Below are 12918 nucleotides of genomic sequence, written 5' to 3'. Positions count from 1 at the left end.
ATTGTGTTTAAAAAATTTGTTAGTTTTGAATTAATAAAATCATATATATTTGAATGGATTTTATTAGTAATTAGTTTAGTCCTATTAGGACTAATTATTCTTTGGACTATTATTGTAGAAATAGAAAATATATCAAAAAGAGAAGAAGATAGATTATTAACTCAAGCAAGAATTATAGATAATAGTATTTCTCTAAGAATAAATTCATTAAATGAAGTATTTATATATACTCAGGATAGAATCAATCAGGGGATATTAAATAATAAAGATGAGTTAATTCAAGAGTTTAAATTTTTTACAAAAGCTGTACCTATTGCTCGTACTTTTGCAATCATAAATAAAGATGGAAAGATTACTGTTTCAAATAGAGAAGAACTTTTAGACTTTGATTCTACTAATAGAGATTATTTTTCAATTATTAAAAATAATCAAATAAAAAATAGACTATATATTAGTACTCCTTATGTGACTTCATTAGGGACTTGGACAATAACACTATCTATGATGTTAGAAGATAAAAATGGTAATTTTGATGGAGTTATGATAGCTACATTAAATCCTATTATGATTAAACAAATTTTAGATTCTGTATCTTATTCAAAAGATATGAGAACTTCAATAATATCTGCAGATGGAACTATTTTTTTAACTACACCAGATTTTCCTGAAATCTTAGGTACAAAAATAAATCAAGAAGATAGTTTATTTAGTCAATATTTAGTAAAAAATGAAAAATCAACTATATTAAATGGTAAAATTTATATTTCAAATGTAAATAGGCTAGTTGGATTTTTAAAATTAAAGCCTGAATACTTAGATATTAACCAACCTATTTATGTAGCTATTAGTAGAGATATTGATATCTTATATGAAAATTTTGAAGAAGAAATATCTATTTATGTATTTTTATATTTTATTTTATCTATAGTTCTTGTTCCAATTTTATATATATTACAAAAAAGAAGATATAAACTAAAATTAGATGAAATAGAAACAGATAGGATTTTAAAAGAAAAATTAGAAGCATTTGCTTATATAGATGGACTTACAGAAATACCAAATCGTAGACATTTTGATCAAATTTTTGAAAAAGAATGGAAATATTGTTTAAGAAACAATAAAACACTTTGTATTATTCTTATTGATATTGATTTTTTTAAAAAGTATAATGATTTTTATGGACATCAAGTTGGTGATGAGTGTTTAAAAAAAGTTGCACAAACTTTAAAAAATAGTTTAAATCGCTCTCATGATTTTGTAGCTAGATATGGAGGAGAAGAGTTTGTTGTTGTTCTTCCTGATACAAATTTTGAAGGAGCAATAAAAATTGCAGAAATCTTAAGAAATAGTATTAAAGCGCTTAATATTCCACATAAAAATTCTGATGTAAGCAATGTTGTAACTATTAGTTTAGGATTATCATTTGTTATTCCTAATAATGACATTACTCCTGAAATGTTATTAAAAAGATCTGATGAAGCATTATATCAATCAAAAGGTACAGGAAGAGATAAAGTTAGCAGTTTATCATTATAAATTCACAATTTATATATGATTTTTTCATAAAAATATACAATTTAAATATTTAGGAAATATTATGAAAATAAATAAAGTATTATCTATAGTTTTTATAACTTGTTTGACTATGATTTTTATATCTTGTTCTTCAAAAAATGAGCAAAATATTGAAATTCCAGATTGTGTAATTGCTGGACTCAAAGCTCCTTCTTGGGCTTGTGGAACATATCATGAAGATAATAAACTTTTAGCAGTTGGTTCAGCTCCTATGTCAAAACTTGGTTATGATTTTACAAGAAAAGAAGCAATTGCAAATGCAAGAGCTAGTTTATCACAACAAATAGAATTAGAAGTTAAGTCAAAAGTTGAAACATATATGAATACAGCTGGATTAAAAGAAAATGAATCTGTACAAAAAGTTACTACAATGGTTTCAAAACAGACTTCAAATATTACTTTAAGAGAATCAAAACAATTAAGTTTTTGGGAAAATATAAATGACAATTATCTATATGTTTTAATTGGAATAGAAAAATCAAATATTGATAAAAATATAGATGATGAAGTCCAAAAAGCACTTAATGAATTAGATTTAATTTAGGAAATTTTATGAAAAAAATATTTATTCTTTTATTTATAGTATCTATAATTTTTAATGCTTGTTCTTCAAAAGATACAACTTTAATAGATACAAAAATTCAACAAAATAATGCTAAAGATGCATTAAAAGATTTATGAAAATAGTTTTAATACCTATACTACTAATATTTATATTATCAGGATGTAGTCAAAAAGTTTTAATAACAGCTACTAAACCAGCTTTAGTCGATAGAGCTTCAAAAACTAAAAAAATAGCAGTTTTAAAATTTGAGAATGACAATGATATATCATTAGGATCGAAAATAGAGTCAGCTTTATATAAAGTAGAAGTAGATGATAAGCCATATTTTACTGTTATTAGTAAAGATAGAGATAATATTTTAAATGAACAAAAATTTCAATATTCTGGTTTAGCAAATAAAAATAATAGTGTAGAAGTAGGTGAACTTTTAGGTGCACAAGCACTTATAACTGGAAAAATAGATAATGCAGATGTTCAAAAAGATTATTACTATGAAAGAAGATATAGATGTATAGATATATATTGTTATAGACAACAAGAATATTTTGTACAGTGTACAAATGCAAGATACTCTTTAAAAGCTAATATATCAATGATTGATGTAGAAAAAGGTGATGTTATTTATACAAATAATTACTTTGAAAATACAAGTTATAGATCTTGTTTAGATTATGGTGGAGGATTACCTTCTAAAAGTGCAGTATTTGATTATTTATCTAATAATATTGTAAATGAGTTTTTACCAAATATATCTCCAACTGAAGAAAAATATTATATAAAAATATTTGAGGATCCTCAAATAAAATATACAAAAGAACAAGAAGTACTTTTAAAAAATGGTTTAGAATATCTAAAACATAACCATTTAGATAGAGCAGAAGAGATTTTTAGTCAACTTTTAAATTCTACAAATGATAGGTGCTATTTAGCAGCTTATAATTTAGGAGTTATTAAAGAGAGTAAAGGAGAATATCAGAATGCAAAAGAGTTATATACTCTATCTGATAAATTAATAGAAAAACCAGATAAAGCAATAATTGAATCAATTAATAGGATTAATACACAAATTACAAATCATAAAAAATTAGAAGAGCAAATAAATATAAAAAAATGATAAAAGCATGTTTAATATTTATAATTATGTTTATATTTATAGGTTGTACTAACAAAGTTGATATTACAAAAGAAAATTTACAATACCCAAATTGGTATATAACTCCTCCTCAAAATACAGATATAAATCTATATGGAGTTGGAATGGGATTTAGTCATAACGAAGCAATTCAAAATGCTTTAGAAAACTTATCATCACGTCTATTAGTAACTATTAGTTCAGATATAACAATTTCATCAAAATCTTATAGAGACTTTAGAGAATATACTCAAAAAACTGTAACACAAGATATAAAAAGTGAGATTGAAAAGTTAAGTTTACAAAATTATATAATAGAAGATTCCTCTTTATTTGATAGACAAATTATAGTTTTAGTTAGTATTAATAAGTCTAAATTATTTGATTCTTTGAAAAAAGAAATAGATTTTTTATATAAAGAGTTTTATTTACTTAAAAGCCAAAGTATTGATTCTTTAATTTTATATATTAAATATAAAAAGTTATTAGAAATTTTTTATAAAAACTATAATAAAGCTCAAATTTTATCATCTTTTTTAAATGACAATGATAAATATATAAAAGTAATTGAAGAACTAAAGATTTTAGAATCTAATCTACAAAATGATATGGAATTTTTTATAAGTTCTGATAATAATTCAAAAAAATTTGAAGATACTTTAAAAGATATTTTAGTAAGAGAAGGATTCAAAGTTGTAGAAGCAAATATAAAAAATAAAAATATTTATGAACTAAATTTAAGTTCAAAATCTTCAGAAAGTAACTCTTATGGTCTTTATATTATAGAGAATATTTTAAATATAAAAATTATAAATAGTAAAAATAATCAGATTCTAAGTAATACAATTCAATTAAAAGGAGCATCTTCTAATAATTTTGATGATGCAAGATTAAATTTACTACAAAAGCTTCAAAAAGAGAAAGAAGAGGTAAGTATTTTACCGTTTTAAAGTTATTTTGATATAATCCAACAAAATTTATAAAATATAAAAGAGTAGATATGAATGCAATACAAAGAGTACAAGAAGCAATAAAAGAGATTCAAAAAGGTAATATGGTAATTATGCTTGATGATGAAGATAGAGAAAATGAAGGTGATTTAGTATATTCAGCAGCCTTAAGCACACCTGAACTTGTAAATTTTATGGTAACACATGCTAGAGGTTTAGTATGTGTATCTGTTACAACTGATACAGCAAAAAGACTTGATTTAAATCCTATGGTTACATCAAATACATCATCTTATGAGACAGCTTTTACAATATCTGTTGATGCTGCAAGTGCCGCAACAGGAATTAGTGCAATAGAAAGAGATGATACTATTAAAATATTAGCTAATCCTATTTCAAAAGCAGATGAGTTAGTTAGACCAGGACATATTTTCCCCCTTATTGCTAAAGAAGGAGGGGTTTTAGTAAGAACAGGACATACTGAAGGAAGTGTTGATTTATGTAAATTGGCTGGATTAAAAGGTGAAGCAGTTATTTGTGAAATTTTAAAAGATGATGGAACAATGGCTAGACGTGATGATTTGGATATATTTGCACAAAAACACAACTTAAAACAGATATATATATCTGATTTAGTTGAGTACAGACTTGCAAATGATAAACTTGTTAGTGAAATATCAAGTATGAAAACTAAGTTCTTTTCTCAAGAAGTTATTAAAAAAGAGTTTAAAGATCATATAGGGAATATTCATACAGCTATAATCTTTGGAAATCTAAATGAAATAAATCATGTTAAATTTCATACAATTAGACCAGATATAAAAATATTTTTAAATGATAATAAATTAAGTTCTATGTTAAAAACTATAAACTTTTTACAGAGTAAAGGTGGAGTTCTAATATTTTTAGATAGTCAAGGTAAAAATAAAGAGTTAGAAAAAAATTATGGTATTGGTGCTCAAATTTTAAATACACTAAATATTAAGAAAGTTAAACTAATGACAAGTGGAGGTAAACACTTGTTTGTAGGATTGCAAGGATTTGGATTAGAAATTGTTGAAGAGATTCAAATAGAAGAATAAAACTAAAAGTTTTATTCTTCTTTATTTAATTTTTACTTACAGTTGAGGACCAGCTGCAGTAAAGTCATATTCACTTTCTAAAGTTAGATATTTTTTAAAGTTTTCAATATACATTTCTGCTAATTGTTTTTTTGCTTTATCATACTCTAAAGGATCTGACCAAGTATATCTAGGAGTTAATACATGAGTATCTACACCTTTTAATGTTTTTGGGATTTGTAAGTTAAATATTGTCATATTTTGGAATTCTGATTCATTTATAGAACCATCTAAAATAGCATTAATACAAGCTCTTGTATTTTTAATACTCATTCTTTTTCCAATACCATAAGGACCACCCGTCCATCCAGTATTTACTAAGAATACATTTACATTGTGTTTATCTATTTTTTTACCTAACAGTTCAGCATAAACTGTTGGATTTAAAGGTAAAAATGCTTCTCCAAAACAAGATGAGAATGTAGCTATTGGCTCAGTTATTCCTCTTTCAGTTCCAGCAACTTTTGCTGTATATCCACTTAAGAAATAGTACATTGCTTGCTGCTTATTTAGTTTTGCAACTGGTGGTAAAACTCCAAATGCATCAGCACATAAAAAGATAATATTTTTTGGGTGATTTCCTCTCATAGTAGGAGCGTGATTTTCTATATGTTCAATTGGATAAGAAACTCTTGTGTTTTCAGTTTTTGATTTATCACTATAATCAACTAAGCCATTGTCATCAGCAACTACATTTTCTAATATAGCACCTTTTTTAATGGCATTAAAAATTTCAGGTTCACTATCTTTATCAAGATTAATTACTTTTGCATAACAACCACCTTCAAAGTTGAAAACTCCATGATCATCCCAACCATGCTCATCATCTCCAATTAATGCTCTATTTGGATCTGTTGAAAGTGTAGTTTTTCCTGTACCACTTAAACCAAAGAATAATGCAGTGTCTCCATCTTTACCGATGTTTGCAGAACAGTGCATTGGTAGTTTTCCTTCAAGTGGAAGCCAGTAATTCATCATAGAGAATACACCTTTTTTCATTTCACCAGCATACCATGTTCCACCAATAATAGAAGTATTATCTTCAACATTGAATATTACATATACTTCAGAGTGTAATCCATGACTCACATAAGACATATCAACAGTTTTACAAGCATTATAAACTGTAAACTCAGGTTTAAAGTTTTCTAATTCTTCTTTTGTTGGTAATATAAACATATTTTGAATAAAATGAGCTTGCCAAGCAACTTCAGTTATAAATCTAACTGCTCTTCTTGAATCTAGTGAAGATCCACAGTAAACATCTGTTACAAAAATATCTTTGTTACTTAGTTGTTTTTTTGAAAGTGTAAATAAATCTTCATAAACCTCTTTTGAAACTTTTCGATTTATGTCTCCCCAAGCAATATATTTATTTGAAGGGTCTTGATTAACAAAGAATTTATCTTTAGGACTTCTTCCTGTGAAAATTCCTGTATCAATCATTAAAGCACCTGTTGAAGATATCTTCGCACCTTCATTTTTAACTGCAAAATCGATTAAAAAGTCAATATCCGAATTTCTAAATACAGTACCAACGTTTTCCAAACCTAATGAGTCTTTGATATTAGACATAATTTAAATTCCTATCCTAATTTTTAATGTCGAATTTTATCTAAAAAAAGATAAAACTTTCTGAAATTTAAGCAATAACTGCTAAAGTTTGACCTTCATCAACATAAGATGATGTTTCAACTAATATTTTTGATACTATTCCAGCAACTGGTGCAGTTATATCTATTTCCATCTTCATTGCTTCCAAGATTATAAGTTGTTGATCTTTTTCTACTCTATCACCTTCTTTTACAAGTATTTTCCAAACATTACCATTTACTAATGCTGCTACTTCTGTTCCATTAAATACTGGTTTTGCTACAGGTGTTTGTGTAGTAGGTACTTCTTGTATTACTGGTTGTGCCACTTGAATATTATCTACAATACCATCTTCTACTGTTACATTGAATTTTTGTCCATCAACTATTACTGTATAATTTGCCATTTTTACTCCTTTTAATTAATTATTCTATTGTGATGTTCTAATGCTGCTACTATAGCTGCAGTTGTTAATTTCTTATGATGTTTTATTGCTGCTATTATAGCTGCAACTCTTAGTTTTTGGTGCTGTTTTACAGCAGCTGTTATAACTGCTATTTTTTTTGCATCAATTGAAACAATAATATTTTCGTCTTTTTTTGTAATACTCAAAATTTTCTCCAAATTTATATTTTGTTACAAATATAATGATATAAAAAAATAGCTTTATTAGAAGTTACTTTTTTAGTAAATTTTATAATATTGTAAATATTGCAATTTTATAGTTTTTTATGGAATAACTTGAAAAATATTTCAAATTGTAATATAATTATCCAATTAATAAAAAATGGAGAATAAAATGTTTATGGTAGAAGAAATTATAAATAAATTAAAAACTATAATAAGTACAGATGAAAAGAATAAAAAAGTTTTTGACAAAGATGTAGCTAAATCATTAGAATTATCTCAAGCTAATTTTGCAACTATGAAAAATAGAGGTAAAATACCATATTCAAATATTTTAAATTTTTGTGCAAAAAGAAAAATATCTATAAATTGGCTTTTATTTAATCAAAATCCAGATTCCTTGATAGATAGTACAGATAGGTATTGGATTAAATATTATCCTAGTGTTAGTGTTAGTGCTGGTGGAGGAGCTTATGAAAATGAAGATGAATTTGAGTCTTTAGAGCTACCTGGTTATTTTGTTAATATGCTTGGTGGAAAAGAAAATCTAAAAAATATTGATGCTATAAATGTAGTTGGGGATTCAATGGAACCTACACTAAATAGTGATAATATTATATTTATTGATAAAACAAAAAATAATATTTCAAGAGATGGAATCTATGCTTTTACTACCATACATGGACTTTTTGTAAAAAGAATTCAAAAGAGAGTAGATGGAAAACTTGATATTATTTCAGATAATAAAGATTACCCTCTTCAAATTCTAAATAAAGAAGACCTTGATATTTTAGGTAAAGTTATAAGTTCTTTTGGGCTTATTTATTAAAATAGAGTTGCTTGTTCTTGAGATTTTATAAAATATTCTAAAACTTCTTTATAACTAAAATTTGCTAGATAAATACAATGAAAATCTTTGTTTTTTATAGTAGGTTTTAGTTCATTTAAATTATCAATTATAATTTGTTCATTTTTTTCTAAGAAATTAATACTATTCTTTGAAATAAATATAGATTTTGCATATTTAAATTTGAGATTAATATATTTTATTTCATTTTCAATTAATGAATTATCATGTTGACAAATAATAAATCTATCACTTTTACCAAATTCTACTATTTCAAAACTTTTATTAAAAAAAATAGCTTTCATATTTAAAAAATTTCTTAATTTTGATAAATCTATATCTTTTTTAAAGAAGTTAAAAATATTTATAAAATCATTTATATATAAACTTGAAATTTTTATTCGTAAGAAAAAGTTTTCTTTATATGAAAAAGTCGTTTCAAATAAAGAGTGTTCTATTAGGTTTGATATATCTTTTTGATTTATTTTTTTTTCAAAGTTTTTATTATTTGGATAAATTTTATCTAATAAATTTTTATCTTTAGATATTATAATATCATTTTCTCTTATATTATCTAAATAAGAAAAAACTTTTTCTATCTTATTTGGAATAAAAAAGATATTCTTTTTAAAATTATTTTGATAAATTTTAAGAATATCATATAAAGAACTATTACAATAAAAACTTTCTAAATTTAAAGCTGATAATTTAAAACGAATAAGTTTGATTATTGCTAATTCTAGATTTTCTACTTTAATCCAAGCTATTTCACTATCATTTATGATAAAATCTTTATCATATAAAATAGCAAAAGCACCATTTCTTATTGCTTCTTCTAATGATTCTTCATCTTTTGCAATAAAAAGATCAGATTCTTTTATTTTTTTTGAATTAGTTTTTATTGAATAAATAAAAGATATTGATGGAGAGTTTAAAAGCTTTCCATCAACAATATCTAAAATAGAAGATATTTTCACTAGCTTATTTTTGTTCCAGATTTTTTTTGTTTTTCTGGACGAATAAGGCATAGTCCATCTTCATCTTTTGCTGCTAAAAGCATTCCTTCACTTAGCATTCCCATGAGTTTTGCTGGTTTTAAATTTGCAACAACACAAGCTTGAGTTCCTACTAAATCCTCTGGTTTATAAAACTCTTTTATCCCAGCTAAAATTTGTCTATTTCTTCCTTCTCCTAAATCAACTTGTAATTTTAAAAGTTTTGCAGATTTTGGAACTTCAATAGCTTCAACAATAGTTCCTACTTTTATAGTAGTTTCAAAGAATTTATCAATAGTAATAAGATTATCATCTTCAATTATTTTTTCATTTTTTGGTTTATTTTCAATTTCACTTTTTGATACATCACTAACATTTGGTTGTTCTAGTAATATATCTTCAACTCTTGGGAATAGAGCATCTATTTTTGTAATTTTTACATCATCTAAAAGTTCTTTATTTAAAATTAATTTATTATAATTTTTCGTTGATATTTCAATTCCTAAACAAGAAGCAATATTTTTTATTTTATGTGGCATTACACTATCAAGTAATAGAGCAACTTTTGCCATAATATTCGTGATTAAAGCTACAAGTGCCATAGCTTCATCATTTTTTCCATCTTTTATTAAATTCCAAGGTTCATAGTCATTTATAGCTTTATTTGCAATAGTTAATATTTTCCAAATCTCTTCTAAATATTTATTTATTTGCATATTAAAAATATAGCTTTCAAGGGTATCAATTATACTATTTACTTCATCTAATTCTTTTTTATGGAATTTTTCTACATCTTTAGAAGTTACATTATAGTCAAAATATTTTCCACTCATACCCATAATTCTATTTAATAAATTTCCTAAATCATTTCCTAAATCAGAATTTATTCTATCTATTAAAGCTTTTTGTGAAAAGTCTCCATCTTGACCAAAAGGAACCTCTCTTAAAAGAAAATATCTAAATGCATCAAGACCATAAGCATCAGCTACTTCTTTTGGATTTACAACATTTCCTTTTGATTTGCTCATTTTTTCACCATCTCTAGTCCACCAACCATGAGCAGCTATATGCTTTGGTAAAGGTAAACCTAAACTCATTAAAAATGCTGGCCAATAGATTGCATGAAATCTTAAAATATCTTTTCCTACTAAATGAATATTTGCAGGCCAAAAATTCATATTTTTCTCATCAGTTCCATAACCTAAAGCTGTTGTATAGTTTAAAAGTGCATCGAGCCAAACGTACATAACATGCTTTGGTTCATTCATAGATTCTGGTAATTTAATACCCCAATCAAATGAAGTTCTTGAAATAGATAAATCTTTTAATCCATTTTTTACAAAATTTACAATTTCATTCTTTTTAGCTCTTGGTAAAATACAATTTTCATTCTCTTCATACCATTTTAAAAGTTTGTTTTCATATTCAGATAGTTTGAAAAAATAGCTTTCTTCTTTTACTACAACTGTTGATCTACCACATTCAGGACAAAATTGACCATCTACTAGTTGAGATTCTGGGAAAAAAGTTTCACAAGGAACACAATAAAAACCTTCATATTCTCCTTTATAAATATCACCTTTTTTGTACATTTCATCAAATGCTTTTTGAACACCTATTTTATGTTCTTCATCTGTTGTTCTTATGAATTTATCATAAGTTATATCAAAATCATCCCATAAGGCTCTAAATTTTCCAGATATTTCATCTGCATACTCTTTAGGAGTTTTTCCTCTAGCTTCTGCACTTTGAGCAATTTTTTGTCCGTGTTCATCAGTTCCAGTTAAAAGGAAAGTATTTAATCCTGATAATCTTGAATATCTAGCTAACATATCAGCTATTATTGTTGTATAAGCATGTCCTATATGAGCCACATCATTTACATAATATATTGGAGTTGTAATATAAACATTTTTACAATTCTCTTGCATTCTTTACCTCTTCTTTTAAAATTCAAATCCACCACCAGAACCTTTATTCATAGATTCATATACGGCAATAACATATTTTTTTCTTAAACTACACTCAAAAAAAGCACTACAAGGAGTACAAGATTTTAAGCTTTTTTCATTTTGACAATTGTTTAATTCAACAATCATCTTTTCAAGCTTTTCTTCCCATTCATCTAAAATTTTACTTTCTTCAGGCATTTTTACTATAAACTTCTAAAACTCTATTTATTTCAGTATTTGAACCAAAAAAACAAGCTGTTGTATCATGAATATGAGTTGTAGAAATCTCTAAAACTCGTTTTTTACCATTTATTGCTTTTCCTCCAGCTTTTTCAAAAGTTAGAGCAAAAGGAAATACTTCAAATAATTGTCTTAGTTTCCCTTTTGGTCTATCACTTGTTGCTGGATATGAAAAAAGACCTCCACCTTTTAATAAAATTTGGTGTAAATCAGGAACCATTCCCCCACTATATCTTAATCTATATCCATCATTAAAAATATCATCAATTAGTTGTTTATGAAAAGTTGTCCAGCAGTTTTGAGTAGAACCAGGTGCATTTAATTTACCTTTTTCATTAAGTTTTATATTTTGTATAAATTTAAATTCATTATTTAGTAATCTATACATTTTTACTTCATTTGTTGTTACAACCATCTCAACTCTTGGACCAAATACTACATAAACAGAAGCTATGATATTTTTTGCATTAAACTCATTTTCATAAATTCCAAATATTGAACCAACAGATAAATTTACATCAACTAAAGATGAACCATCAAGTGGATCATATGCTATTAAATATTTTCCATTTTCATTTATTTTTTTTATTTCATCTTGTTCTTCACTAACTATTGCTTTTATAGTTGGTATTTTTGCAAAAATATCTTCTATTATTTTATCACTTTCAATATCCAATTTTAACTGTGTATCTCCAGTTGAATTTTCAAATTCACTTTTCCCAGTATCCCCAGTTTCTATTAAAACCTTAATTTTTTTAGCACTCTCTTCAATTGCTTTGATTATTTCTTGCATTTATACCCTTCTTGCATTTTTATCTATCCATTCAATAATTTTAATTGGATCATTTAAATCTAAAATATCTAAACTCTTAGGAATATCTTTTTTATTTATTGTTTCATCAATTGCCAATGCATCTGTTACACTAAAATAACTCTCATCAAGTTTTGTTCTAAAGATAGAAATTCTTGGTAATTCTAAAGTTTTTAAACCTTCAACAAATAAATAGTCAAAATCATCAAAAATTTCTATTAATTCATCTATTGATGAAGTTGTTTTTTTAAAAATTGTTGTTTTGTTTGGACTTACAACAGCAACATCTGCACCAGTTTGAGAAAATTTAAAAGAGTCTTTTCCCTCTCTATCAAACATTGCTTTGTCTTTTGGATCATGCTTAATTATACATACTTTAAAGCCGCTATCTTGTAAAATACTAGCAACTTTTACTATGGCAGTTGTTTTACCACTATTTGATGGACCTGAAAATGCTACTACTAATCTTTTATTATTCATAAGGTGGATTTTATCTAAAGAATAGTTAAA

Annotated in this window: 15 protein-coding genes; 7 read left to right on the top strand and 8 right to left on the bottom strand. The window is 25.5% G+C overall.

Annotated features, from left to right (window positions below):
- Window positions 1-3: 3 nt before the first annotated feature.
- The 6 genes from ALANTH_RS06660 (at window position 4) to ALANTH_RS06640 (ending at window position 5304) form a co-directional block, all read left to right on the top strand.
- On the top strand, window positions 4-1536 hold the full coding sequence (locus tag ALANTH_RS06660; RefSeq protein ID WP_026807837.1) for a sensor domain-containing diguanylate cyclase: 1533 nt from the start codon (window positions 4-6) through the stop codon (window positions 1534-1536).
- A gap of 61 nt (window positions 1537-1597) precedes the next feature.
- Window positions 1598-2119 (top strand): LPP20 family lipoprotein, encoded by a 522-nt coding sequence (locus ALANTH_RS06655; RefSeq protein ID WP_026807836.1) that lies wholly within the window; start codon window positions 1598-1600, stop codon window positions 2117-2119.
- A gap of 8 nt (window positions 2120-2127) precedes the next feature.
- Entirely contained in the window at window positions 2128-2256 is a 129-nt protein-coding gene (locus ALANTH_RS11480; RefSeq protein ID WP_257119465.1) for a hypothetical protein, read from the top strand.
- Window positions 2253-3254: a tetratricopeptide repeat protein gene (locus ALANTH_RS06650; protein ID WP_029888333.1), complete on the top strand. Its 1002-nt coding sequence runs from the start codon at window positions 2253-2255 to the stop codon at window positions 3252-3254. Before ALANTH_RS11480 ends, ALANTH_RS06650 begins: the two co-directional genes overlap by 4 nt.
- Before the next feature lie 26 nt (window positions 3255-3280).
- A complete protein-coding gene (locus tag ALANTH_RS06645) occupies window positions 3281-4222 on the top strand; it encodes an LPP20 family lipoprotein (protein WP_208993240.1) in 942 nt (313 codons plus the stop codon).
- A gap of 50 nt (window positions 4223-4272) precedes the next feature.
- Window positions 4273-5304, top strand: coding sequence for a bifunctional 3,4-dihydroxy-2-butanone 4-phosphate synthase/GTP cyclohydrolase II (locus tag ALANTH_RS06640; protein WP_026807833.1), 1032 nt, complete (start codon window positions 4273-4275; stop codon window positions 5302-5304).
- Window positions 5305-5340: 36 nt separating this feature from the next.
- On the opposite strand, the gene pckA is transcribed toward ALANTH_RS06640, so the two are convergent.
- The 3 genes from pckA to ALANTH_RS06625 all read right to left on the bottom strand — a co-directional run bounded on the left by pckA (window position 5341) and on the right by ALANTH_RS06625 (window position 7548).
- A complete protein-coding gene (gene pckA / locus ALANTH_RS06635; protein WP_026804432.1) occupies window positions 5341-6918 on the bottom strand; it encodes a phosphoenolpyruvate carboxykinase (ATP) in 1578 nt (525 codons plus the stop codon).
- Between the two features lie 67 nt (window positions 6919-6985).
- Complete coding sequence (locus ALANTH_RS06630) at window positions 6986-7342, bottom strand: biotin/lipoyl-containing protein (protein ID WP_026804431.1); 357 nt, start codon at window positions 7340-7342, stop codon at window positions 6986-6988.
- Between the two features lie 11 nt (window positions 7343-7353).
- Window positions 7354-7548, bottom strand: coding sequence for a hypothetical protein (locus ALANTH_RS06625; protein ID WP_026807832.1), 195 nt, complete (start codon window positions 7546-7548; stop codon window positions 7354-7356).
- A 187-nt stretch (window positions 7549-7735) separates the two neighbouring features.
- On the opposite strand from ALANTH_RS06625, the gene ALANTH_RS06620 reads away from it, so the two are divergent.
- Window positions 7736-8392 carry a S24 family peptidase gene (locus ALANTH_RS06620; protein ID WP_026804429.1) on the top strand — a complete coding sequence of 219 codons (657 nt, stop codon included), beginning with the start codon at window positions 7736-7738 and terminating at the stop codon, window positions 8390-8392.
- On the opposite strand, the gene ALANTH_RS06615 is transcribed toward ALANTH_RS06620, so the two are convergent.
- From ALANTH_RS06615 to mobB, 5 genes are read right to left on the bottom strand one after another with little or no spacing between them, the layout of a single operon-like run.
- On the bottom strand, window positions 8389-9387 hold the full coding sequence (locus ALANTH_RS06615) for a UDP-N-acetylmuramoyl-tripeptide--D-alanyl-D-alanine ligase (RefSeq protein ID WP_026804428.1): 999 nt from the start codon (window positions 9385-9387) through the stop codon (window positions 8389-8391). The two genes, ALANTH_RS06620 and ALANTH_RS06615, sit on opposite strands and share 4 nt — an antisense overlap.
- Window positions 9387-11336 carry a methionine--tRNA ligase gene (gene metG / locus ALANTH_RS06610; RefSeq protein WP_026807831.1) on the bottom strand — a complete coding sequence of 650 codons (1950 nt, stop codon included), beginning with the start codon at window positions 11334-11336 and terminating at the stop codon, window positions 9387-9389. The genes ALANTH_RS06615 and metG overlap by 1 nt, the downstream gene beginning before the upstream one ends.
- A 15-nt stretch (window positions 11337-11351) precedes the next feature.
- Window positions 11352-11555, bottom strand: a complete 204-nt coding sequence (locus ALANTH_RS06605) for a hypothetical protein (RefSeq protein ID WP_026804426.1) — start codon at window positions 11553-11555, stop codon at window positions 11352-11354.
- Entirely contained in the window at window positions 11548-12390 is an 843-nt protein-coding gene (locus ALANTH_RS06600) for a class 1 fructose-bisphosphatase (RefSeq protein WP_026807830.1), read from the bottom strand. Before ALANTH_RS06600 ends, ALANTH_RS06605 begins: the two co-directional genes overlap by 8 nt.
- A complete protein-coding gene (mobB, locus tag ALANTH_RS06595) occupies window positions 12391-12888 on the bottom strand; it encodes a molybdopterin-guanine dinucleotide biosynthesis protein B (RefSeq protein ID WP_026804424.1) in 498 nt (165 codons plus the stop codon). It lies immediately after the preceding gene.
- Window positions 12889-12918 lie beyond the last annotated feature (30 nt).

Origin of the sequence: Aliarcobacter lanthieri (genome assembly GCF_013201625.1) — a bacterium.
GTDB classification, from domain to species: Bacteria; Campylobacterota; Campylobacteria; order Campylobacterales; family Arcobacteraceae; genus Aliarcobacter; species Aliarcobacter lanthieri.
The sequence above is the reverse complement of the archived record's forward strand: the minus strand, read 5'-3'. Positions and strand labels throughout refer to the sequence as shown.